The sequence below is a fragment of the Lelliottia sp. AC1 genome, assembly GCF_023278595.1.
Classification (GTDB): domain Bacteria; phylum Pseudomonadota; class Gammaproteobacteria; order Enterobacterales; family Enterobacteriaceae; genus Enterobacter; species Enterobacter nimipressuralis.
In genome coordinates, this window is sequence record NZ_CP025699.1 from 125,063 (window position 1) to 148,267 (window position 23,205).

Sequence of the window (23,205 nt, forward strand, 5' to 3'; positions counted from 1 at the left end):
AAGAGGATTGGACTGATATCTCCGGCGTTGTGTCTTTTTCATTCAGAGGGCGATAATGAAAGGATTTTTAGATAGCTTAAGTAAATCAGCATGGGAAACGTCATGCGCAAGATACAATTCATCACGAAGATTAAAGATAAGGGAAATATTTTCCACTATAAGCATAGCTTTGATAGGATTATCAGGCATAGCCCTTTCTTTAATACAGTTTTCCTTCGGTAAAGCCTTAGGGGGAAACCTCAATAACCTTGTTACTGCTTTTTCAATTGTATTAAGCATGTTGCTTATAATAATAAGTTTGATTGAGTGGGGATTTGCTGCGGGTGCTAAATCAGAAGCATTATTTCGCAATGCGGAATTACTCAATGAGCATGAAAGGAAAATAACCCTTTTTAAGGCGAAGATAACTGATGACTTATCTCAAGAAGATTATGATAAAATTGATGTTCTTCGCGAAGAGTATGAAAAGATAAAGTCGACTTGTGTATTTAACCATAGTCCATTGGATTATGAATATCATAAAATAATAAGAAAAAGATTTTATATCGCCAAAACCACCGAGCATTTTAGTTTTATCAGAGAACTGAAGGGAAGATTATCATATTACCTATGTAGCATTTGGGGTTATCTATTAATATGGGGCGTAGTAGTGTGCTTCTTTTATGCAGTAATTAAAAAAATTATTGCACTGCCTTAATGAAACTGGAGCGTCAACGCTCCAGTGCATAAATTATTTCATCTGAGTACCATTGCATCATTTCTTTACGCTTTTCATAATACTGAGCATGATTATATGTTCCTCGGATACTGTTCTTATCTACATGTGCTAACTGCATTTCAATCCATGCACTATCAAATCCTTGTTCATGTAATATTGTTGACATCGTATGTCTGAATCCATGGCCTGTAGCACGTCCTTTGTAGCCAAGAAGTTCAATAACTTGGGACACGCTTTCTTTCGATATAGGTTTGCTACGATTATTTCTGCCAATAAAAATGTATGGATAATGACCGGTGATAGGTTTGAGCTGCTTAAATAGGTCCACGACCTGAGTAGATAAAGGAACGACATGGGGCCTACGCATTTTCATGCGTTCTGACGGTATTTCCCATAGCCCTTTATCTAAATCCACTTCATCCCATGTTGCAAAGCGCATCTCCTGAGTTCTTACGCCGGTCAACATAACTATCTTCGTTGCATTTTTTGTGATGATGCTGCCGGTATACGCTTCAAGATCTCTAACAAAATGAGGTAACTCTTCGGCGGATAAAAATGGATGGTGCTTTTGCTTAGGAACGGCCAGAGCGATAGCTAAATCAGGAGCAGGATTGTACTCAGCACGGCCAGTTATGATTGCGTAGCGATAAACCTCACCGCACCTCTGACGCACCTTACGTGTTTTCTCTAGTGCTCCACGCTTCTCTATTCGTCGCAGCACTTCAAGCAGTTCCAGTGGTTTTATCTCACTAATGGGGCGCTTACCAATGTACGGAAAAACATCTTGCTCAAATGTCTTAATGATTTCTTCGCGGTAAGCCACCGTCCAACGATCTGCTTTATTTGTGTGCCACTCCCGGCATATAACTTCGAATGAGTTTTCTGTTGAGAGCTGCTGTGCGAGCTTTTGAGCTTTGCGTTCTTCGACTGGATCAATGCCATTTGCCACCTGCTTGCGTGCTGTCTCGCGTTTGTCGCGTGCCTCTGCAAGCGAGACGAGACTGTAGGAACCAAATGACATTAACCGGGCTTTTCCTGCAAACCGGTAGCGGAACCTCCATCCTTTGCTCCCGTCGGGATTTATGAGCAAGGATAAGCCTTGTCCATCATTGAGGGTGTAGGGCTTGTCTTGTGCCTTAGCGCGTCGGATTTGTATGTCTGTAAGTGGCATGTGTATAAGTGAAATCTGTGTATAAAAAAATTATACACACTACTATACATATTTTTCGTGGATTTAGGGAGATCCCCTCGGACTGATACGGATGACGCCATTAGATAACTTGCTGTAAATAATGGGTTTAAATGACTTTGTCGGACATGGCGAGACGATATTTGGCGGAAGATCACAGGAGTCGAACCTGCCCGGGAACGCTGGCGTCCCCAACTGGATTTGAAATCCAGCCACCTCACCGGAGATGACGATCTTCCGCGCCTCGATTGCTACATGGAGGCGGTGCGCATTATAGCTACTTTCAGGCATTTACCACATCATTTCGCAGAGTTTTTTCACCCCTGCTTTGACCTGCATTAACCCCTCTTACTTAAAACTTAAGAAAATCCTGAGGTTAGGTTTTTTCTCCAACTTCTACGGCGATCACAAAAGAGAAGAATCGTAACCAGCTAACCAGAAAACAGAATATCCGCTCTCCCGGCGATGGTTTACAACATCTGAAACCGGTATCAGCGCCCCTACAGCGTCAAGGATAAAGATAATGAGCGAAATATTGTCTGTGAAGGAAAAGATTGGCTATGGCATGGGAGATGCCGCCAGCCACATCATTTTTGATAACGTCATGTTGTATATGATGTTTTTCTATACCGATATTTTCGGTATCCCCGCCGGATTTGTCGGCACCATGTTCCTGTTGGCGCGTGCGCTGGATGCGATTTCCGACCCGTGCATGGGGCTGCTGGCCGACCGCACCCGCAGCCGCTGGGGGAAATTCCGTCCGTGGATTTTGTTCGGTGCAATCCCGTTTGGCATCGTCTGCGTGCTCGCGTACACCACGCCGGATCTTAGCCTGAACGGTAAAATGGTTTATGCCGCCATCACGTACACGCTGCTGACCCTGCTCTATACCGTGGTGAATATCCCTTACTGCGCCCTCGGCGGCGTCATTACTAATGACCCGACGCAGCGCATCTCCCTGCAGTCCTGGCGCTTTGTGCTGGCGACGGCGGGCGGCATGCTCTCCACGGTGCTGATGATGCCGCTGGTGAATCTCATTGGCGGCGAAGACAAAGCTTTTGGCTTCCAGGGCGGGATCGCCGTGCTGTCGGTGGTCGCGTTTCTGATGCTGGCGTTCTGCTTCTTCACCACCAAAGAGCGCATCCAGGTGCCGCCAAGCACCACCTCCATGCGTGAAGATCTGCGCGATATCTGGCAAAACGACCAATGGCGCATCGTCGGTGTGCTCACCATTCTCAACATCCTCGCCGTCTGCGTGCGCGGCGGCGCGATGATGTACTACTGCACCTGGATTATGGGCACGCCGGAAGTGTTCGTCGCGTTCCTCACCACCTACTGCGTCGGTAACCTGATTGGCTCCGCGCTCGCCAAACCCCTCACCGACTGGAAATGCAAAGTCAGTATCTTCTGGTGGACCAACGCCCTGCTGGCGGTAGCGAGCGTGGCGATGTTCTTCGTGCCGATGCATGCCACGCTAATGATGTTCAGCTTTATCTTCGTGATTGGCGTGCTGCACCAGCTGGTGACGCCAATCCAGTGGGTGATGATGTCCGATACCGTCGATTACGGCGAATGGACCAACGGCAAACGCCTGACGGGGATCAGCTTTGCGGGCACGCTGTTTGTGCTGAAACTGGGCCTGGCGCTGGGCGGCGCGCTGATCGGCTGGATGCTGGCCGGCGGTGGCTACGATGCCGCAGCCAAAACTCAGAACGGTACCACCATCAACATCATTATTGGCCTGTTCACCCTGGCTCCGGCGGCGTGCTATGTGCTGAGTGCCATCGTCGCCAAACGCTATTACACGCTGAAAACCCCGTTCCTGACCAAAATTATGGGCGAGCTGGCGCAAGGCGCGCGCCGCAACCAGCAGGAGTTTGAAACCCTGCCGGTCAGCAAAGAAATGCAGAACTAAGAGGATAAAAGTATGAAAATCAGTGACGGAAACTGGCTAATTCAACCGGGCCTGAACGTGACGTACCCGGTGCAGGTGTTCGACGTGGAGCAGCAGGGCAACGACCTGGTGGTGTACGTTGCGCCGCGCGACGTGCGTGAACGCACCTGGCAGCTCGACACATTGATGTTTACGGTTCGCCTGTTCTCGCCGCAGGAAGGCATTGTCGGTGTACGCATCGAGCACTTCCAGGGCGCGCTGGACAACGGCCCGCACTATCCGCTGAACGTTCTGAAAGACGTGAAAGTACAGATTGAAAACACGGCGGAATTTGCCGAGCTGAAAAGCGGCAATCTGAGCGTGCGCGTTACCAAAGGGGAGTTCTGGGCGCTGGATTTCCTGCGTGATGGCCAGCGTATCACCGGCAGCCAGCTGAAAAATAACGGCTACGTGCAGGATGGCAATACCGACAGCAACTACATGTTCGAGCGCCTGGATTTAGGCGTCGGCGAAGCGGTGTATGGCCTCGGCGAGCGCTTTACTGCGCTGGTGCGTAACGGCCAGACGGTCGAAACCTGGAACCGTGACGGCGGCACCAGCACCGAACAGTCCTACAAAAATATTCCGTTCTACCTGACAAACCGTGGTTACGGCGTGCTGGTGAATCATCCGGAAAATGTGTCGTTTGAAGTTGGCTCGGAGAAAGTCTCCAAAGTGCAGTTCAGCGTGGCGGGCGAGTATCTGGAATATTTCGTAATCGACGGCCCGACGCCGAAAGAGGTGCTCAACCGCTATACCCAGTTCACCGGTCGCCCGGCGCTGCCGCCTGCATGGTCGTTCGGCCTGTGGCTCACCACCTCATTCACCACCAACTACGACGAAGCGACGGTGAACAGCTTTATCGACGGCATGGCCGAGCGCGATCTGCCGCTGCATGTTTTCCACTTCGACTGCTTCTGGATGAAAGCCTTCCAGTGGTGTGATTTTGAATGGGACCCGGTGACTTTCCCGGACCCGGAAGGGATGATTCGCCGCCTGAAGGACAAGGGGCTGAAAGTCTGCGTGTGGATCAACCCGTATATCGGCCAGAAATCGCCGGTGTTCAAGGAGCTGAAAGAGAAAGGTTATCTGCTCAAGCGTGCGGATGGCTCCGTATGGCAGTGGGATAAGTGGCAGCCGGGGCTGGCAATTTATGACTTTACCAATCCGGAAGCCTGCCAGTGGTACGCCGATAAGCTGAAAGGGCTGGTTGATATCGGCGTGGACTGCTTCAAGACCGACTTCGGCGAGCGCATCCCAACCGACGTGGTGTGGCATGACGGGTCCGATCCGCAGAAGATGCACAACCACTATGCCTATACCTATAACGAGCTGGTGTGGGACGTGCTGAAAGAGACCGTTGGTGAAGAGGAAGCTGTGCTGTTCGCGCGCTCCGCGTCCGTCGGTGCGCAGAAGTTCCCGGTTCACTGGGGCGGCGACTGTTACGCCAATTACGAATCTATGGCGGAAAGCCTGCGCGGTGGGCTGTCGATTGGTCTGTCGGGCTTTGGCTTCTGGAGCCACGATATCGGCGGGTTCGAGAATACCGCGCCTGCCCATGTGTACAAACGCTGGTGCGCGTTCGGGCTGTTCTCCAGCCATAGCCGCCTGCATGGCAGCAAATCCTACCGTGTGCCGTGGGCGTACGATGATGAGTCCTGCGATGTGGTGCGCCACTTCACCCAGCTGAAATGCCGGATGATGCCGTATCTGTATCGCCAGGCGGCGCTGGCCCGCGAGGTCGGCACACCGATGTTGCGCGCGATGATGCTCGAATTCCCGGACGATCCGGCGTGTGATTATCTGGACCGTCAGTACATGCTCGGCGACGCGATGATGGTGGCACCGGTATTTAGCGAAGCGGGTGACGTGCAGTTCTATCTGCCGGAAGGTCGCTGGACACACCTGTGGCATAACGACGAAGTGCAGGGCAGCCGCTGGCATAAACAGCAGCACGACTTCCAGAGTCTGCCGGTGTATGTACGCGAGAACACCCTGCTGGCGCTCGGCAACAACAGCCAGAAACCGGATTACGCGTGGAACGCGGGCACGGCATTCCAGCTGTTTAGCCTGGCAGACGGTTGCTCGGCGGTGAGCGACGTCCCGGCGGCGGACGGATCGGTCGTGTTTACACTGACGGCTTCTCGCCAGGGCGATACGGTGACGTTAAAAGGCGAAGGAAACGCCCAGGACTGGTCGGTCTGTTTGCGCAATGTGCAGCAGATCGCGGGTGTTAAAGGCGGTTCCCATGCCGGTAGCGAATGGGGTGTGGTGGTGAAAGCGCAGGGGAGTGAAGTGGTGATTCACCTGAAGTGATGTGCCTGAAATGGCCCGGCGGCGCTACGCTTACCGGGCCTACGGTGTCAGCTTTGGTTTGCAGGCCGGATTAAGCGTAGCCGCCACCCGGCTTTTTTATGCCATTAACATTTCAGGGCTGGGGTGTTACAGATGGCGCGACCGCAGGGCTTGTCGATACCTGGCCACCCGTCATCGTCTGCTGTACTTGTTGTTTATCCATATTCACCGCGTTCAACTTCCCATTTACCGACGGTTTCAGCGGCGCTTTGTCCTGCACGCTGCCGCTGGCGGTCAGCTGGATATTGCCGTCGCCGTTAATTGGCAGTGCAGGCCAGCCCCACTGTTGCAACACATTCACCGGCACGCCGCGCCCCTTCAGGCTAACCGTGGTCTGGCGCGGCGGTAACTGTGATACGGTCGCCGTGGCTTCAAGAATGCCCTTCTCGGTGAAGGCGCTCAGTTCCGTGATATTCACCGTCGACGCGTTGGCCGCCAGCGCCAGTGACGGACGGCGCACGTCTACACGATTAAAGGTGGCGGCGGCACCGTTCAGAGTCGCATTGCCGCCCCACACGCCCCACTGACGATCTTTCGCCAGCTGGAGGTTGGCACCATCTCCGTCGAGAGAGGTGATCTGCCACGGGAAGGCGGGATCGATATCGATCACCAGGTTGCGACTCAGGCCGAATTTTTTCAGGGTCACGCCGTGGAGCCATTCGGGGAGCTGCTCCATCCACAGGGTTTTCCAGTTCGGTGGCAGGGTGTACTCCAGACCGGCCACCGCGACATCGTCCAGTACCAGCGCTTTACCGTTGCGTAGCCAGTTGCCGGAGGTGCGCACCATACCGCCTTCCCAGCGGGAGGTGAACTGGCGCAGCGCCACGCCCTGCGGTGCAAACTCTGCATTCAGAATCGGATCAAAAAGATGCAGCGAGCCGTAGATAAACTCGCTGGCATTCATCGATAAACGTCCGTCCTGGCTTTGCCAGTCGCCCTGGCTGAGGGTCAGATTGCGCAGGCTTAAATCGAGATCGGTTACGGCCCAGTCCGGCCCTTGCAGGCGGGCATCGGTGACCTCCAGGCGACCAATCTGCAGCGACGGCAGGGTGGTGATCGGCGCAAAGAAATCCAGCAATGATTTGTCGCTTTGCAGACGAATGTCGTTCAGGCGCAGAGTGTCGATCACCCAGCCGCCGTCGGCATTGCGCCGCGCAGTACCGGTCAGCGAGCCGCGCGCCATATCTGCGCCGATAGTGCTCAGCACCACTTCTTTACCGTTCAGCTCGCCCTGAATCAGCACATTGCTGGTGGGCACGCCGTTGAGCGTCAGCGATCCGGCGCTCATCTGAATTTGCGCTTTTTTGCCCAGCACGGTGCCCGCTTCCGGCTGCCAGGGGCTGACGCCGCCTGTCACTTTTTGCGCGCTCAGATCCCATTCCATATTCGGGCTGTTGAACGCCATGTTGTTCAGCTGCAGGCGGTCGGCCCGGAACGGAAGCGGCGCGGTTTGCGGGGAGAGGTTAAGTGTCCCGTCGTGCAGGGTGATGGTATCCATGTGCAGCGGATCGGTGAGCTGTCGGCTGCTCAGACCAATATCCACTTTTTTCGCCACCAGGGTGGCGGGTTTGCCATCGCGGCCAAAGGTGACATTTTCCAGAATGATGTGCGACGGGGAAGAAAAACGGTGATCCATCAGGTCGAAATTGAGTTCGTAGTCGGTGTTAACCGTAATCCAGCTGCTCACCTGAGCCGCGCCCCAGCGGGTCTGCACGAGGATATAAAGTGCCAGGATTGCGAGCAGCACCGCAATCAAAATCCAGATCAGCAGCTTTCCAATAAATTTCATGGTCTTCCATCCCATCAAACGCACATAAGGGAGTTATGCACGATTTATGCGCAATCCTCAAGGCAGGAATGGTGTAATTCGGTTTCACGGCAGGCGTGATGCCTGCCGTGACGGGGGATCAGTTCTTTTCTGGCGGGAAGACGAGGTTCAGCACAATCGCCGTGATACCCCCTGCGGCGATGCCGGAGGAGAGCAGGTTTTTCACCCAGTCAGGGGCGAACTGTAGGATCAGCGGCTGCTGGGAAACACCCAGACCGACGGCCAGGGACAGCGCGATAATCATGATGGCACGACGGTTCAGCGGCTCACGCGACACGATGCGCACGCCAGAGGCCGCAATCGTACCGAACATCACAAGCGTTGCGCCGCCCAGCACCGGTTCTGGAATGTGCTGCACGAAGCCACTCACCGCCGGGAACAGGCCGAGCACGATCAGCATCAGCGCCACGACAAAGCCCACGTAGCGGCTGGCGACGCCGGTCAGCTGGATCACGCCATTGTTCTGGCCAAAGCAGGAGTTCGGGAAGGTGTTGAACACGGCAGAGACAAACGAGTTCAGACCGTTCGCCAGTACGCCGCCTTTCAGGCGTTTCATGTACAGCGGGCCAGAGACCGGCTGTTCGGAGACGTCAGACGTCGCGGTGATATCGCCGATGGTTTCCAGCGAGGTGATCATGAACACCAGCATCAGCGGCAGGAGCAGGCTCCAGTCAATGCCGAGCCCATAATAGAGCGGTGTCGGCACCATAATCAGCGCGCTATTGGTCGGCGCGGTGTTTTCCGGCAGCATGCCCATCGCCCACGCCACCAGATAACCGGTCGCCATGGCAATCACCAGCGAGGCGACGCGCAGGTACGGGTTACGCTGACGGTTGAGCAAAATAATAATCGCCAGCACTACGCCCGCCAGCAGCAGGTTTTTCGGTGCGCCGAAAGTGTGGTCACTCATCGCCGCATACCCGCCGCCGATAGAGGTCAGGCCCACCTGAATCAGCGAAAGACCGATAATCATCACCACCACGCCGGAAACCAGCGGGGTAATGACGCGGCGCGCCAGGTGCAGCACACGGGAGATGACCATTTCTGTGCAGCTGGCCAGCATCAGGGTGCCGAAAAGCGCAGCCATCATCGTCGGGACATCGGCCCCGCCGGTTTTCAGCGCAGTGCCACCCATGATCAGCGGGGCAACAAAGTTAAAGCTGGTGCCCTGAATCGACAGCAACCCTGAACCGACCGGACCCCAGGCTTTAATCTGGATAATAGACGCCACGCCGGATGCAAACAGCGACATGCTGATGATGTGCTGTGTGTCCTGAGCCGGTAAGCCGAGCGCCTGGCAAATCAGCAGGGCAGGCGTGATAACGGCCACGAACATCGCCAGCAGGTGCTGACACGCGGCGAACAGCGTTTGCGCCAGCGGTGGGCGATCTTCAAGACGGTAGATGAGTTCACTATTATGTTGAGCGTGCGCAATCGGTTGCGCATCTTGAGACTCTACGGCGTTAACGGACATCGGCGGCAATCCCACGGGTGAAAAGCGGGCATTTTAGCTGACCGGATGGTAAAAGCAAACGATTGCATTTATAAATTTATTAAAACAGGGCTGAGCACAGTGATCAGGCGTTGGAATAGCGCTCGGTTTCTGGCATCCACCGTTGAATAAGCCCGGCGGCCTGGACGGGATAACGCTCATGAATGTGGCGGGCAAGGCGCTGGACTTCCGGAATCATCGACTGGTCACGAAGCAGATCGGCCACTTTGAATTCGGCGTTACCGGTCTGGCGTGTGCCCAGCAGTTCGCCGGGGCCGCGGATCTCGAGATCCTTTTGCGCAATCACAAAGCCGTCATTGCTGTCGCGCAGCACCTGGAGTCGCATTTGTGCCGTTTTAGAAAGCGGGGATTTGAAGAGTAGGACGCAGTGGGAAGCCACCGCACCACGGCCAACGCGGCCCCGCAGCTGGTGAAGTTGCGCAAGGCCCAGCCGCTCCGGGTTTTCGATAATCATCAGGCTGGCATTCGGCACATCCACGCCCACTTCGATAACTGTTGTGGCAATCAGTAAATGCAACTCACCCTGCTTGAATGAGTGCATTACGGCCTGTTTTTCAGCGGGTTTCATGCGGCCATGCACCAGCCCAATATTCAGCTCGGGCAGCGCCAGTTTTAGCTCTTCCCACGTTGCTTCTGCGGCCTGCGCTTCCAGCAGGTCGGACTCTTCAATCAATGTACAAACCCAGTAAGCCTGACGGCCTTCGTGAGTGCAGGCGTTGCGCACGCGATCGATGATCTCGCTGCGGCGCGTATCCGGAATGGCCACGGTAGTGACCGGCGTTCGGCCGGGTGGCAGTTCATCGATCGTCGAGGTATCCAGATCGGCATAGGCGGTCATCGCCAGGGTACGCGGGATAGGCGTGGCGGTCATGATCAACTGATGCGGGTGGAAGCCCTGCTGCAGCCCTTTTTCCCACAAGGCCAGCCTCTGATGTACGCCAAAGCGATGTTGCTCATCGATGATCACCAGTGCAAGGCCGTTAAACTGCACCTGTTCCTGAAAAATGGCGTGGGTACCGACAATCATCTGTACCTGACCGCTGGCGATGGCTTCCTGCTGTGCGAGGCGTGCTTTGCCTTTTTGCTTGCCGGCAAGCCAGCCCACTTCCACGCCCAGCGGCGCAAACCAGCTGCGGAAGTTATTGGCGTGCTGCTCGGCGAGCAGTTCGGTGGGGGCCATCAGCGCCACCTGTTTGCCGTGCGCGATAGCGCGCAGGGCCGCAAGGGCGGCAACCAGCGTTTTACCGGAGCCTACGTCACCCTGTACCAGACGCATCATCGGAATATCGAGCGCCATATCGCGTTCGATCTCGGCAGTCACGCGTGCCTGGGCAGTCGTCGGTTTAAAGGGCAGTGAGGCCAGCAGCTTATCTTTTAAATCATCACGGGCAGGCAGAGGTTGTGCGTGAAAACGCTGTGCACCCGCGCGAAGCGCCAGCATGCTCAGGTTATGTGCCAGTAATTCTTCAAGGATAAGCCGCCGCTGCGCCGGGTGTTGCCCGTTTTCTAACTCGCTCAGCTGTAAAGACGGCGGTGGGCGGTGCAGGGTGCGAATGGCTTCCGGCAGGCTCATCATGCCCTGTGCCAGCTCAGGCGGCAGCAGTTCGGCGATGGCGCAGGTATCAAGCAACTCCAGCGCCTGATCCGTCAGTTTTCGCAGCGTCGCCTGCTTGATACCTTCGGTAGTGGGGTACACCGGCGTCAGCGTCTCCTGCAGTTCAGGCGTACTCAGATCGCCCTGCACACGGTACTCCGGGTGGATCATCTCCGCGCCATATTTCCCGCGTTTGGCTTCGCCATAGGCCAGCACGCGTCGTCCGGCGGCCAGGCTGTTTTTCATCGCAGCACTGAAATTGAAAAAACGCATGGTGAGAATGCCGGAGCCGTCGCTGATCTGACAGGTCATCATGCGACGGCCGCCAAATGTAATAGTGCTGTTCAGGACTTCGCCTTCCACGGTGGCGTAGATGCCGGGCAGCAGATCGCCAATCGCGTAAAGCTGGGTGCGATCTTCGTAACGCAGAGGAAGGTGCAGGAGCAAATCTTGCACAGTGTGCAGGCCAATTTTAGCCAGCTTGTTGCTTTGCGCCGCACCTACGCCCGTTAATGAGCTGAGCGGAACGGCATCAAGCAGGTGGCCGTTCATGGTTTAGCCTGCAAACTGCATGGTGGACCACCATGCGGCATCGGCTTCGATTTCGCCCTGCGCATTGACGTGGGGATAAGGTAATTGTTTCTGTTTTGCCACGCGAGCCAGTACCGGATAGCCGCCTTCAAACAGCAGACGCTGCTGTTCAACTTCTGGAAGCATGCTGTTTTCGCGTTCGTACATACCTGCGTTCTGACGCTGGCGCTGGGCTTCATACAGAATCAGCGCAGAGGCGACAGAGACATTCAGCGACTGCACCATGCCAATCATCGGGATAATGATATCCTGATCCGCCAGATCTAACGCTTCTTGCGTGATCCCGGTTTTCTCCTGACCCATCAGAATGCAGGTCGGTCGGGTGTAATCAATGTCGCGAAAATCGACGGCTTTATCGGAAAGGTGGGTCGCCAGGATTTGCATCCCGCTGCTTTTCAGCTGCGTGACAGCATCCGCTATCGTGGGGTGGGTTTTTACCGTTACCCAGCTGTTGCTGCCTGCCGCGCTGGAGGCCATGGTGCGCATATTTTTACCCGGCCAGACTGCGTGAACTTCATGCACGCCAACGGCGTCCGCGGTGCGGACGATGGCGGAGACGTTATGAGGTTTATGGACCTGCTCCATGCAGACTGTCAGATCGGGCTGGCGTCTGGCGAGCATCTCACAGATACGTGCATAACGTTCTGAATTCATTATCCTAGTTTCGGTTACGGGTGACTTTAATGACGTCCGGCATCACGCGGATTTTGCGCATGATATTCGCCAGATGCACACGATCGCGCGCAGTCAGACGAATAAAGGCGCTGTAAACGCGGCCATCTTTTTCTTCCGTATTCAGGCTCTGAATGTTGGAAGAAGCCGTGTTGATCGCCGCCGTCAGGTTTGCCAGCGCGCCCTGGTGGTTGAACATATCGACCTTAATTTCGGTGATAAATTCTTGCTCGGTCTCTTTATCCCACTCAACGGCCATGAACTTCTCTGGCTCTTTTTGATAGCCACGGATGTTACGGCAGGACTCGTGATGGATAACCAGCCCTTTACCTGGGCTGACGTGGGCGATGATTGGGTCGCCAGGAATCGGTCGGCAGCATTTAGCGAAGGTGATAAGCACCCCATCCGCACCTTTGATCGGCAGATGGCCATGCCCCTGCGTGGTGGGCTGCACAGCGGAGGCTTCGCCCTGCTGGAGGTTCTTCGCCACGACAACGCTCATTGCATTACCCAGGCCGATTTCTGCCAGCAGATCGTCAAGCGAGGCGAGCTTCATGCGCTCCAGCTCTCGCTGAATGTTCTCTGGCGGAATTTCGGCCAGCTTGCGGCTGCCACCCAACGCATGGTTGAGCAGGCGACGGCCCAGGCTGACGGAGTCGTCACGTTTGAGGTTTTTCAGCAGCTGACGGATCTTCGCGCGTGCTTTCGAACTGACGACGAAGTTAAGCCATGCGGCATTTGGGCGGGCGCCCGGTGCGGTAATAATTTCGACGGTCTGACCGCTGGTGAGCGGCTGAGACAGCGGATACGGCTGTCTGTCGACACGTGCGCCCACGCAGGCATGACCAATATCGGTATGCACCGCGTAAGCGAAGTCGACCGGCGTTGCGCCAGCAGGCAGCTCGACAATGCGCCCTTCTGGCGTGAAAACGTAAATCTCATCCGGGAAGAGATCGGATTTAACGCTCTCGATAAATTCAAACGAACTACCGGCGCTCTGCTGAAGTTCAAGCAGGCTTTGCATCCAGCGCTGGGCGCGGATTTGCGCGGTGGTACTGGTTTCACCGTGCTCTTTATAAGCCCAGTGCGCAGCAACACCCATTTCCGCCATCTGGTCCATGTCTTCGGTACGGATTTGTACCTCAACAGGTACGCCGTGCGGCCCGATCATCGAGGTGTGCAAAGATTGATAGCCGTTCGCTTTTGGAATGGCAATATAGTCTTTAACGCGCCCCGGACGCGGTTTGTAGAGGCTGTGCATCTGACCGAGAACGCGGTAGCAGGTGTCGGAATCATGAACGATGACGCGGAACGCGTAGATGTCCATGATCGAGTGAAAACGCTGCTCTTTCAGCACCATTTTGCAGTAGATGGAGTACAAGTGCTTTTCGCGACCGCTGACGCGACACGGAATTCCCGCTTCCTGCAAACGCCCTTCGATTTCAGAGAGGATCTTCTGAATCATCTCTTTACGGTTGCCGCGCGCGGCTTTAACCACCTCTTTAATCACGCGATAGCGGTTTGGGTACAACGCTTCAAAACCCAGCTCTTCAAGCTCAGTTTTAATGTGATGGATACCTAAACGGTGTGCCAGCGGGCTATAAATTTCGAGGGTTTCACGGGCGATGCGGCGACGTTTATCGGGGCGTAATGAGCCCAGCGTGCGCATATTGTGAGTACGGTCAGCGAGTTTGATGAGAATGACGCGGATATCCTGCACCATCGCCATAATCATCTTGCGAAAGTTTTCGGCTTGCGCCTCTTTCTTATCGCGGAATTTCAACTTATCAAGCTTAGAGACCCCTTCCACCAGTTCGGCAACGCTTTTACCAAACAGCTGTTCCATATCCTGGTAGGTGGCGGGGGTATCTTCGATCACGTCATGCAGCAGCGCGGCCATCAGCGTTTCATAGTCGAGTTTCATCTCGGCCAGAATACAGGCCACCGCTACCGGGTGCGTGATATAGGGTTCACCGCTTGAACGTGTTTGGCCCTCGTGAGCGTCACGTGCAACGAGATACGCCTGCTGAAGACGCTTAATCTGGTCTTCAGGCAGGTAGGTTTGAATCAGTTGATTCAGGCTTTCAAACAGATACAAGGGCGACCCGCAGGTTTAATTAACGACGGCCTTCAGCAATGGCGGTTACGGCCTGCAGTTCTGCGGCTTCCTGCTCTTGCTGCTCCTGGCGCTCACGTACGTCGAGGATCTGGTTGTTGATCAGACCTTCTTCGATTTCGCGCAGTGCGATCACGGTGGTTTTATCGTTTTCTTCTGGTACCAGTGGATCTTTGCCGCCGGACTGCATCTGACGAGCGCGACGCGCGGCGACCAGTACCAGGTCAAAACGGTTACCAATTTTCTCTACAGCGTCCTGAACAGTTACGCGTGCCATACTTAAAATGCTCCACAGATGAAGAAATGACTGGGCATGATACTGAATGTGGGTTCAGTCTGCCAACAGTTTGGTGATTAATGCGTCATGTCGCTGCTTCTGGCGGCTCATACGCAGACGTTCTGCGCGAATAATGGTTTTCAGATCGCCCAGGGCAGTATCAAAATCATCATTCACAATAAGGTAATCATATTCGGCGTAATGGCTCATTTCTGCAACTGCCTGCGCCATACGTTTTGCGATAACTTCTTCGCTGTCCTGGCCGCGGCCACGCAGGCGACGGTCAAGCTCATCTTTCGACGGCGGCAGAATAAAGATGCTCCGCGCTTGCGGCATCTTCGCACGAATCTGCTGTGCGCCCTGCCAGTCGATATCCAGGAACACATTGACGCCGGTTGCCAGGACCTGCTCGATGGTTTCACGGGATGTCCCGTAGAAATTTCCGAATACTTCAGCGTGTTCAAGGAACGCGTCTCTGCCAATCATCGTTCTGAATTCATCGTGATTCACAAAGAAATAGTGTTCACCGTGTACTTCACCCGGACGCGGTGCCCGCGTGGTGTGAGAAACCGAAACTTGCGTATCGTACAACGGTTGGGTTTTTAACAGCGCCTGAATCAGGCTGGATTTACCCGCGCCACTAGGGGCAGAAACAATATAAAGCGTGCCTTGAGCCATGAGAGTCTTTTGTATGTGTTAGCGAAGAAGTCCTACATACGGGCTTATTATACACGTCACTGCTCTGTGACGTAGTCTTTGTCACACTTTTTCCTCGGGATTGTTGATTTTTGCGTATCGTTTTCCGGTTTTACCCGCCGTTTGCTGCAATCAGAACATAACGCGGAAGCAGGCTCGTAAATCGTGGTTTTGCCGCTAGCCAGGTTAAAACAGCAGGGTTATACCTTTCGCAAAACAGGGAGGTATCGCGATGTGGAAATGGGCTGGATTGGTATTGATGCTGTGGAATGGCTGCGTGATGGCGGTTTGCCCCGCCTGGTCGCATGCTAAAGCAGATCAGGAAATGGCAAAACTGAGTGCGCAGATCGCCCGCTGGAGTGAGGCGTACTGGCAGGAGGGGAAAAGCGAGGTCAGCGATGAGGTTTACGATCAGCTTAGTGCGCGGCTCGCGCAATGGCGCTTTTGCTTCAACAACGAACCCACTTCCGATGATATCCCACCTGCCAGTGGGACGGTGAAACACCCTATTGCGCATACGGGTGTGCATAAGGTTGTGGGGATTAATGAGTTACGCCAGTGGATGAAAGCGCACCACGATCTGTGGGTGCAGCCGAAAGTAGATGGTGTGGCGGTGACGCTGATCTATCGCAAGGGCAAGTTAGTGCAGGCGATTAGTCGTGGCGATGGAATGAAAGGAGAGGACTGGACGGCGCAGGTGCAAAAAATACCGTCGATTCCGTTAACTCTGCAGGGAGCACTGGCGGACAGTATTTTGCAGGGCGAACTGTTTTTACGCAGCGAAGGGCATATCCAGCAGCAGAAAGGGGGAATGAATGCGCGCGCTAAAGTCGCTGGCATGATGATGCGCCAGAGTGGCAAGCCGACGCTGGATAAAATCGGCGTTTTTATCTGGGCCTGGCCCGATGGCCCCTCTTCAATGCCGCAGCGTGTCGCTGAACTGGCGAAAGCGGGGTTTTCTCTGACCGGGCGTTATACGCGCGCAGTCCGAACCGCAGAAGAGGTGGAGCAAAACAAAACCGATTGGCTGACATCCGTTTTGCCCTTTGCCACGGACGGCATTGTGGTGCGTTCCGCAATCGAACCTACGGGTGAGCACTGGCAGCCTGGAGCAGGAGACTGGGTCGTTGCATGGAAGTATTCGCCGGTCTCACAGCTTGCCGAGGTTAAAGCCATTCAGTTTGCCGTTGGGCGAACGGGCAAGATCTCTGTTGTCGCCTCTCTTGAACCTGTGCAACTGGATGACAAACGGGTACAGCGAGTGAGTCTCGGTTCCGTAGGGCGCTGGCGGACGCTGGATATCGCGCCTGGCGATCAGGTACTGGTGAGTCTGGCGGGGCAGGGCATACCCCGGCTGGATAAGGTTGTGTGGCGGGGAGTTGACCGTGTAAAACCGACGCCACCGTCCTCACATTTTAGCCCGCTGACCTGCTTTTATGCGTCGCCAGAATGTCTGGAACAGTTTTTTGCCCGGTTAGTCTGGCTGAGTTCGAAGCAAATACTCGATATCGAAGGACTGGGTGAGTCAGGCTGGCGGCTATTACATCAGGCTCATCATTTCGAACATATTTTCTCCTGGCTGTCGCTGACTCAGGAGCAGCTCCAGAATACGCCAGGCTTAAATGCTTCGCGGGGATTACAGCTATGGCATCGTTTTGAGCGGGTGCGTCATCAGCCTTTTATGCGATGGATTGGTGCGCTAAGTGTGCCGCTGCCGCAAGCTGCAGCAAAAGCGCTGACAGAACATTCATGGCAGCAATTACGCGACAAAGAGGCGGTGAGCTGGCGCCTGCTTCCCGGTATCGGCCCGGAGAAAGCACGAAAGCTGGTCGAGTTTTTTCACGATCCAGCTATCGCGGCTATGGCAGTCTGGCTGCGAACGCAAGGCATCCAGGGGTTTTAGAGCGAACCGGCCTTAGCCTTACGCCATGGTGTTTTTTTGTCTGGCGAGCTAAAAGTATCCCGAAGCTGGTCGTAGTCGAAGATATGTCGACCACCGTCCATTACCGGAAGCAATGTTGATTCCTGATAGCAGGTTTCCAGAACCGAACGGCAGTTCTCAGCGCCCGTGGAGATGCCAAGCCAACTCAGCATAAGCCAATAATTGTTTGCGGTGGACCAGTATCCTGGTACCCAGCCCAGTTGACGTTGCTGGCTGGAGAGCGCGGGCTGGCTGTACCAGATAAACTGCGGGACTTCGTACGCCTCTTTGCTAGGATTACGTGAGCCATGCATGTAGATGGATTCCAGCTGTGGGTTTTTTTCCAGCCCATGGTCGGAGAAATAGAGAAGAGAAGAGGCGCTATTTTGCAGGCGTTTTGCCACCTCACCAATAAATGCGTCGGTAAAGCGAATCGCATTGTTGTAGCAATCTTCGTACTTATTTCCCGTATTGAGTACCTGAGCGGACGCGGGATAGCGGTCACACGCCATCTCATGACTGCCATTAATATGCAATACGATGAATTTCTTACCCGGTTTTTTCAGCGCTTCATCCAGGGCAGGTAAAAGTTCGGTGTCATACTGCGTGTTAATCCACTGTGCTTTATGGCTCGCAGAGGCAATCGCGACAATATAATTATTACTCTTTCCTGAGTTGCCCTGCGCGCTGATCCATTCCGTGTAATAACCAGATTTTTTGGCAATGCTGACGATATTGTCGGCGAGTTTGTCGACCGTAAAGTTATCAGGATCGGCTTTACTCAGTATCATTGGGACTGCCAGCACCGTGGCTGACGCCGGAGCAATAGCGTGGGTAAAGATCAGAGCATTCTTTGCATACGCTGATTCAACTGGCGTGGTCTCCTGGTTGAAACCATAAAGCTGCATATTACTGCGGCGAGCAGATTCTCCAACGATCACCACATAGTTTTCGATACCCGTCTGATGGTACTGCAGGGCGGGATAGTGCACTTGCTTCTGGCTAATTTTTTCAGCCAGTGCGCTATCTCGGTGGGCAATAATAAATTCCGAGCCTGTGTAAAATGGCGTGTTCGTCAGGATGCGTGCACTCAACGGGTAATAAACTTCCAGGTCTTTACGTTTTTTCAACCAGTTAGCAGTTGAATACCAGCCTATATAGCCCACCAACAACACCAAGCTGATGATTTTTGCCCTGTCTGACAGGTTTTCGCTCAGTGACTTAATGGCATACCAGGTGATAACAAAATAGGCCGCGATGACAGGGAAGCTGTTTAAATACAGCCCGGACATACTTTTCGCTTCGGCTACGTGGGTCGCCAGAATACTCATCGCAAAAACGGTGTTGAATTCGCTCTGATAAACATTCCAGGTACTGAATGCGATCGCAAAATTAAGCGTCAGGAGGGCCGTAAGAAGAAAGGCAATAATTTTACCGGGAAGGTAGCGATAAAGGGCTGACGCGCCAAGTAAAAGCAGGCCATTGCAAATCGCAATGCGCACAACAAAGCGTGCAGGCTGCGTGAAGTACACTGGCCACACTTGTATCAATACAGAGATCATCAACAGGATTAAAAAATGACTGCTGAGTTTTTTATCCAGGATGAGGGCAGAGGCTTTAGCAAGTGACATCGGTTCTTAACGCATATTTCCAGGACGGTTACAGGCGGTTATTGTAATCGTTTTTCGATTTAATATAAGCCTACGAAACGTGCTGATTAATACTTGTTGCCTCTCTATTACGTTACTTAGTGCGAGTCATGGGTGTAATGAAACACCGGAAGCCCAAGTTTTAGGCGCAACGCCAACATGCGCGCGGTAAAACCAAACAGCAGGGTGGCAATGACGACAACATCATGGCTCGACACATAATGCTGTAGCGCAATGTACAGCACGGCTGAGGCGAACGAAATGCCAGCGTAGAGCTCTTTCTGGAACACCAGCGGAATGCGTTTACAGAACATATCGCGCAGCACACCGCCAAACACGCCCGTGACCACAGCGGCGATGATGGCAATGATCGGGCCTTCACCCATATCCAGCGCAATTTGCGCACCAATAATGGAAAACACGATCAGCCCTAATGCGTCCAGTACCAAAAACAGACGGCGCAGATGAGGCATCACAGGGGCGGCAATCGTCGTCAGAACCGCGGCGACAGCAACGATCACAACATACTCAGGATGTTTGACCCAACCGAGTGGATAGTGTCCCAGCAAGATATCACGGACAGATCCTCCACCGAGTGCCGTAGCGGTGGCGATAATGATGACACCGAAGGTGTCCATACGACGGCGCCCAGCAGCCAGCGCACCGGTCATGGCTTCAGCGGTGATACCGACCAGATAGAGAATGTGTAAAAGCATTATCGCCTCCAGAAAAACTGGTGGCAGAGTAGCCTTTTGTGGCTTAGATCACGATTGAGATTTTCTAAAGTGAGCCGATTTGGCTTAGTTAAACTAATTAATCGCTGAGTATTTTATCAGTAGAGTGAAAGGTTTTTTTGAATGAGAAGGAATTATCAGCATGAGAAAAAGTAATGGGTAGCTCACGTTGAGCTACCCTGGCGATTATTCAATGTTCTGAATCTGCTCGCGCATTTGCTCAATCAGCACCTTCAGCTCAATCGCAGATGTGGTCACTTCGGCGTTGATTGATTTGGATGCCAAGGTGTTCGACTCGCGGTTGAATTCCTGCATCATGAAATCGAGACGACGACCCACGGCTTCTTTTTTCTTCAGAATGTTGTAGGTCTCTTTGACGTGCGCTTCCAGACGATCCAGCTCTTCGGCCACGTCAACACGCTGGGCCATCAGGACCAGTTCCTGCTCCAGACGGGTATTTTCCAGCTGAACTTCTGCATCTTCGAGCCGGGCAAGCAGGCGCTCGCGCTGCCACTGGAGGACTTCTGGCATGTGCGCGCGTACTTTCAGGACTTCTGCGCTGACACCTTCCAGACGCTGCTCAATCATCGCTTTCAGCGCCTGACCTTCGGTTTCACGGGCGACGATAAAATCATCTAATGCGCCATCAAGCGCACCCAGAATTTCAGTGGTAATTGCATCCAGATCCTGCTCTCCTGCGGCCATCACGCCTGGCCAGCGGAGGATATCAACAGGATTGATTTCGCCTTCGTCGCTCTGCATCTTGACCCAGTTCGCAGCATTCACCAGCTGTTTGGCCAGTTTTTCATTGAGGATCAGCTCCCCTTGCGCGCTCGCGTCGGGTTCAAAACGCAGGTTGCATTCCACTTTACCGCGCGTCAGGCGAGCACGAATGCGTTCGCGAACAACCGGCTCGAGGCTGCGAAACTGCTCCGGCATACGGAAATACGTTTCCAGATAGCGCTGGTTTACCGAGCGCATTTCCCAGGTAGCGCTACCCCAGCTACCCTTGATTTCACGCCGGGCGTAGGCGGTCATACTGCGAATCATAAACATGTCCGTTTTTAGAGGAGAGATGGGGGGATTATAGCTTTCGGGGCTTTCTCAGGATAGGAATAAGCGCGTTTAATCCGTATAATGCGCAGCCACATTCGTTTCAAGCCGGAGATATCATCATGCGTCCAGCAGGCCGTAGCGCCAATCAGGTGCGCCCCGTCACCCTGACCCGTAACTATACAATACACGCTGAAGGCTCCGTGCTTGTTGAATTCGGTAACACCAAAGTGCTGTGCACCGCCTCTATCGATGAAGGCGTTCCGCGTTTTCTGAAAGGTCAGGGCCAAGGCTGGATCACTGCCGAATATGGCATGCTTCCTCGTGCGACCCACACCCGTAACGCTCGCGAAGCGGCAAAAGGGAAGCAGGGTGGCCGCACGATGGAAATTCAGCGTCTGATTGCTCGCGCACTGCGCGCGGCGGTGGATCTGAAAACATTGGGCGAATTCACCATCACGCTGGACTGCGACGTGATTCAGGCTGATGGTGGTACGCGTACCGCGTCCATCACCGGCGCTTGCGTGGCGCTTGCCGATGCGCTGAACAAGCTGGTTGCCGCCGGTAAACTGAAAACCAACCCAATGAAAGGGATGGTGGCCGCTGTCTCCGTTGGGATTGTAAAAGGCGAAGCCCTTTGCGATCTTGAGTACGTTGAAGACTCCGCCGCAGAAACCGACATGAACGTCGTGATGACCGAAGACGGTCGCATTATTGAGGTGCAGGGCACGGCAGAAGGCGAGCCGTTCACCCACGAAGAGCTTCTTACCTTGCTGGCGTTAGCCCGAGGGGGAATCGAATCCATTGTCGCGGCGCAGAAAGCGGCGTTAGAAAATTGATGTAAGGGCGACGTTGTCGCCCTTTTTTTTATGCTTCATCCTGAGCGCCGTCTCTGTGTCGGCTGCCGATAGGGCGTGAATGATGTAGCGTAAACCAAAATGATGATAAGTAAGATGAGGAGCAAATCCATGAAACCCTATCAGCGCCAGTTTATTGAGTTTGCGCTTAACAAGCAGGTTCTTAAGTTCGGCGAATTTACGCTGAAATCCGGGCGCAAAAGCCCCTATTTCTTCAATGCCGGCCTGTTTAATACCGGGCGCGATCTGGCTTTGTTAGGCCGTTTCTACGCCGAAGCGCTGGTGGATTCCGGGATTGATTTCGATCTGCTGTTTGGTCCGGCTTATAAAGGGATTCCAATCGCGACCACGACGGCGGTGGCGTTAGCGGAACACCACGATCGAGACCTGCCGTACTGCTTCAACCGTAAAGAAGCCAAAACGCACGGTGAAGGCGGCAACCTGGTCGGCAGCCCGTTGCAGGGCCGGGTGATGCTGGTGGACGACGTGATCACCGCAGGAACAGCGATCCGTGAATCCATGGAGATCATTCAGGCTAACGGCGCAACGCTGGCTGGCGTGCTTATCTCTCTGGATCGTCAGGAGCGTGGCCGTGGCGAGATCTCGGCGATTCAGGAAGTCGAGCGCGACTACCACTGCAAAGTGACGTCGATCATCACGCTGAAAGACCTGATTGCCTATCTGGAAGAGAAGCCTGAAATGGCGGATCACCTGGCGTCAGTGCAGGCGTATCGGGAAGCGTTTGGCGTTTGAGTGAATTGCCCGGTGGCACTGCGCTTACCGGGCCTACGCATCACGTAGGCCGGATAAGATTTACTGCAGTTGAGCAGCCACTAACGGCCAGCGAGTGTCGAAATCGTCCGTCGGGCGATATTTGAACTCGCTGCGCACAAAGCGGGAGAGCATCCCCTCGCAGAAAGCCAGAAGTTGCCCGGCCAGCAAGGTTTCGTCAGTAACGTAACCTTCGCCTTCACGCATTTTCTTTTCACGCAAAACCTGCCGCAGCTGCGCTTCAATGCGCTCGAACAGCTGGTTGATGCGCCCCTGAAGTTTGTCCTGCTCAAACATAAGTGCATGACCGGTCAGAATGCGGGTTAAACCCGGATTGCGCTCACCAAAACCCAAAATCAGCAGCACAATCAGACGCAGGCGTGCGGTCGTGTCTTTTTCATCTTTTAAAATCAGATTGATGCGGGTGATCAGGCTGTCTTCGATAAATTCGATCAGACTGTCAAACATCCGCGTTTTGCTGGGGAAATGACGATAGAGCGCCGCTTCTGATACGCCAACAGAGGCGGCCAGTTTCGCGGTGGTGATGCGTTGGCTGCCATCGCTGGATTCAAGCATCAGAGCCAGAGATTGAAGTATTTCTTCGCGACGATTCCTTTTCGCGGTTTGTTTTTCTGCCATGTTACAAAATACCCCTGAAAATACGCGCTTTTACGGCTGGCATCCACACAGCGACCGCAAACTGTTGTTTGCGGTGTGTTATCGCGTTATTACGCTGTG

Annotated in this window: 18 protein-coding genes and 1 tRNA gene; 6 read left to right on the forward strand and 13 right to left on the reverse strand. The window is 54.1% G+C overall.

Going from position 1 to position 23,205, the window contains the following annotated elements; genetic code table 11:
* Positions 1-55 precede the first annotated feature (55 nt).
* Positions 56-697, forward strand: a complete 642-nt coding sequence (locus C0560_RS00620; RefSeq protein ID WP_248859413.1) for an SLATT domain-containing protein — start codon at positions 56-58, stop codon at positions 695-697.
* 13 nt (positions 698-710) lie between these two features.
* On the opposite strand, the gene C0560_RS00625 is transcribed toward C0560_RS00620, so the two are convergent.
* Positions 711-1,889 (reverse strand): integrase arm-type DNA-binding domain-containing protein, encoded by a 1,179-nt coding sequence (locus tag C0560_RS00625; protein ID WP_248859414.1) that lies wholly within the window; start codon positions 1,887-1,889, stop codon positions 711-713.
* Positions 1,890-2,051: 162 nt separating this feature from the next.
* Positions 2,052-2,146, reverse strand: a tRNA-Sec gene (locus tag C0560_RS00630).
* Positions 2,147-2,427: 281 nt separating this feature from the next.
* Between C0560_RS00630 and C0560_RS00635 the strand changes: the two genes are divergently transcribed.
* Together C0560_RS00635 and yicI are read left to right on the forward strand one after the other, a co-directional pair.
* The gene (locus C0560_RS00635; protein WP_164971811.1) at positions 2,428-3,822 is read left to right on the forward strand and encodes a glycoside-pentoside-hexuronide family transporter; all 1,395 of its coding nucleotides are present in this window, start codon (positions 2,428-2,430) and stop codon (positions 3,820-3,822) included.
* A gap of 12 nt (positions 3,823-3,834) precedes the next feature.
* Positions 3,835-6,156, forward strand: coding sequence for an alpha-xylosidase (yicI, locus tag C0560_RS00640; RefSeq protein WP_248859415.1), 2,322 nt, complete (start codon positions 3,835-3,837; stop codon positions 6,154-6,156).
* A gap of 112 nt (positions 6,157-6,268) precedes the next feature.
* Here yicI and C0560_RS00645 read toward each other — a convergent pair whose 3' ends face one another.
* From C0560_RS00645 to gmk, 7 genes are all read right to left on the reverse strand, one after another.
* Positions 6,269-7,984: an AsmA family protein gene (locus tag C0560_RS00645; protein WP_248859416.1), complete on the reverse strand. Its 1,716-nt coding sequence runs from the start codon at positions 7,982-7,984 to the stop codon at positions 6,269-6,271.
* Between the two features lie 118 nt (positions 7,985-8,102).
* Positions 8,103-9,497 carry an NCS2 family protein gene (locus C0560_RS00650; RefSeq protein ID WP_100778213.1) on the reverse strand — a complete coding sequence of 465 codons (1,395 nt, stop codon included), beginning with the start codon at positions 9,495-9,497 and terminating at the stop codon, positions 8,103-8,105.
* 103 nt (positions 9,498-9,600) lie between these two features.
* Positions 9,601-11,682: an ATP-dependent DNA helicase RecG gene (gene recG / locus C0560_RS00655; RefSeq protein ID WP_129035843.1), complete on the reverse strand. Its 2,082-nt coding sequence runs from the start codon at positions 11,680-11,682 to the stop codon at positions 9,601-9,603.
* Positions 11,683-11,685: 3 nt separating this feature from the next.
* On the reverse strand, positions 11,686-12,375 hold the full coding sequence (gene trmH, locus C0560_RS00660; protein WP_102105079.1) for a tRNA (guanosine(18)-2'-O)-methyltransferase TrmH: 690 nt from the start codon (positions 12,373-12,375) through the stop codon (positions 11,686-11,688).
* 4 nt (positions 12,376-12,379) lie between these two features.
* Entirely contained in the window at positions 12,380-14,491 is a 2,112-nt protein-coding gene (gene spoT / locus C0560_RS00665; RefSeq protein WP_107702540.1) for a bifunctional GTP diphosphokinase/guanosine-3',5'-bis pyrophosphate 3'-pyrophosphohydrolase, read from the reverse strand.
* Positions 14,492-14,510: 19 nt separating this feature from the next.
* Positions 14,511-14,786 (reverse strand): DNA-directed RNA polymerase subunit omega, encoded by a 276-nt coding sequence (gene rpoZ, locus C0560_RS00670; RefSeq protein ID WP_032615688.1) that lies wholly within the window; start codon positions 14,784-14,786, stop codon positions 14,511-14,513.
* 54 nt (positions 14,787-14,840) lie between these two features.
* Positions 14,841-15,464, reverse strand: a complete 624-nt coding sequence (gene gmk / locus C0560_RS00675) for a guanylate kinase (RefSeq protein ID WP_100778209.1) — start codon at positions 15,462-15,464, stop codon at positions 14,841-14,843.
* 250 nt (positions 15,465-15,714) lie between these two features.
* On the opposite strand from gmk, the gene ligB reads away from it, so the two are divergent.
* Complete coding sequence (gene ligB / locus C0560_RS00680) at positions 15,715-17,385, forward strand: NAD-dependent DNA ligase LigB (protein WP_248859417.1); 1,671 nt, start codon at positions 15,715-15,717, stop codon at positions 17,383-17,385.
* Here ligB and C0560_RS00685 read toward each other — a convergent pair.
* From C0560_RS00685 to C0560_RS00695, 3 genes are all read right to left on the reverse strand, one after another.
* Entirely contained in the window at positions 17,382-19,034 is a 1,653-nt protein-coding gene (locus C0560_RS00685; RefSeq protein ID WP_248859418.1) for a phosphoethanolamine transferase, read from the reverse strand. The two genes, ligB and C0560_RS00685, sit on opposite strands and share 4 nt — an antisense overlap.
* Positions 19,035-19,150: 116 nt before the next feature.
* Entirely contained in the window at positions 19,151-19,768 is a 618-nt protein-coding gene (locus tag C0560_RS00690; protein ID WP_123429706.1) for a trimeric intracellular cation channel family protein, read from the reverse strand.
* Positions 19,769-19,972: 204 nt separating this feature from the next.
* On the reverse strand, positions 19,973-20,836 hold the full coding sequence (locus tag C0560_RS00695) for a YicC/YloC family endoribonuclease (RefSeq protein ID WP_102105075.1): 864 nt from the start codon (positions 20,834-20,836) through the stop codon (positions 19,973-19,975).
* A 125-nt stretch (positions 20,837-20,961) separates the two neighbouring features.
* Here C0560_RS00695 and rph point away from each other — a divergent pair, with 125 nt between their 5' ends.
* Positions 20,962-21,678 carry a ribonuclease PH gene (gene rph / locus C0560_RS00700; RefSeq protein ID WP_100778203.1) on the forward strand — a complete coding sequence of 239 codons (717 nt, stop codon included), beginning with the start codon at positions 20,962-20,964 and terminating at the stop codon, positions 21,676-21,678.
* 129 nt (positions 21,679-21,807) lie between these two features.
* Complete coding sequence (pyrE, locus tag C0560_RS00705) at positions 21,808-22,449, forward strand: orotate phosphoribosyltransferase (protein ID WP_102105074.1); 642 nt, start codon at positions 21,808-21,810, stop codon at positions 22,447-22,449.
* 60 nt (positions 22,450-22,509) lie between these two features.
* Here the strand turns inward: pyrE and slmA are convergent, their stop codons facing one another.
* Complete coding sequence (slmA, locus tag C0560_RS00710) at positions 22,510-23,106, reverse strand: nucleoid occlusion factor SlmA (RefSeq protein ID WP_100778201.1); 597 nt, start codon at positions 23,104-23,106, stop codon at positions 22,510-22,512.
* Positions 23,107-23,205 lie beyond the last annotated feature (99 nt).

Excerpts from the sequence above, each read along its gene's own strand:
- C0560_RS00620 (WP_248859413.1), top strand. The coding sequence starts at position 56 with ATGAAAGGATTTTTAGATAGCTTAAGTAAATCAGCATGGGAAACGTCA.
- C0560_RS00625 (WP_248859414.1), bottom strand. The coding sequence starts at position 1,889 with ATGCCACTTACAGACATACAAATCCGACGCGCTAAGGCACAAGACAAG.
- yicI (WP_248859415.1), top strand. The coding sequence starts at position 3,835 with ATGAAAATCAGTGACGGAAACTGGCTAATTCAACCGGGCCTGAACGTG.
- C0560_RS00645 (WP_248859416.1), bottom strand. The coding sequence starts at position 7,984 with ATGAAATTTATTGGAAAGCTGCTGATCTGGATTTTGATTGCGGTGCTG.
- C0560_RS00650 (WP_100778213.1), bottom strand. The coding sequence starts at position 9,497 with ATGTCCGTTAACGCCGTAGAGTCTCAAGATGCGCAACCGATTGCGCAC.
- recG (WP_129035843.1), bottom strand. The coding sequence starts at position 11,682 with ATGAACGGCCACCTGCTTGATGCCGTTCCGCTCAGCTCATTAACGGGC.
- trmH (WP_102105079.1), bottom strand. The coding sequence starts at position 12,375 with ATGAATTCAGAACGTTATGCACGTATCTGTGAGATGCTCGCCAGACGC.
- rpoZ (WP_032615688.1), bottom strand. The coding sequence starts at position 14,786 with ATGGCACGCGTAACTGTTCAGGACGCTGTAGAGAAAATTGGTAACCGT.
- gmk (WP_100778209.1), bottom strand. The coding sequence starts at position 15,464 with ATGGCTCAAGGCACGCTTTATATTGTTTCTGCCCCTAGTGGCGCGGGT.
- ligB (WP_248859417.1), top strand. The coding sequence starts at position 15,715 with ATGTGGAAATGGGCTGGATTGGTATTGATGCTGTGGAATGGCTGCGTG.
- C0560_RS00685 (WP_248859418.1), bottom strand. The coding sequence starts at position 19,034 with ATGTCACTTGCTAAAGCCTCTGCCCTCATCCTGGATAAAAAACTCAGC.
- C0560_RS00690 (WP_123429706.1), bottom strand. The coding sequence starts at position 19,768 with ATGCTTTTACACATTCTCTATCTGGTCGGTATCACCGCTGAAGCCATG.
- C0560_RS00695 (WP_102105075.1), bottom strand. The coding sequence starts at position 20,836 with ATGATTCGCAGTATGACCGCCTACGCCCGGCGTGAAATCAAGGGTAGC.
- rph (WP_100778203.1), top strand. The coding sequence starts at position 20,962 with ATGCGTCCAGCAGGCCGTAGCGCCAATCAGGTGCGCCCCGTCACCCTG.
- pyrE (WP_102105074.1), top strand. The coding sequence starts at position 21,808 with ATGAAACCCTATCAGCGCCAGTTTATTGAGTTTGCGCTTAACAAGCAG.
- slmA (WP_100778201.1), bottom strand. The coding sequence starts at position 23,106 with ATGGCAGAAAAACAAACCGCGAAAAGGAATCGTCGCGAAGAAATACTT.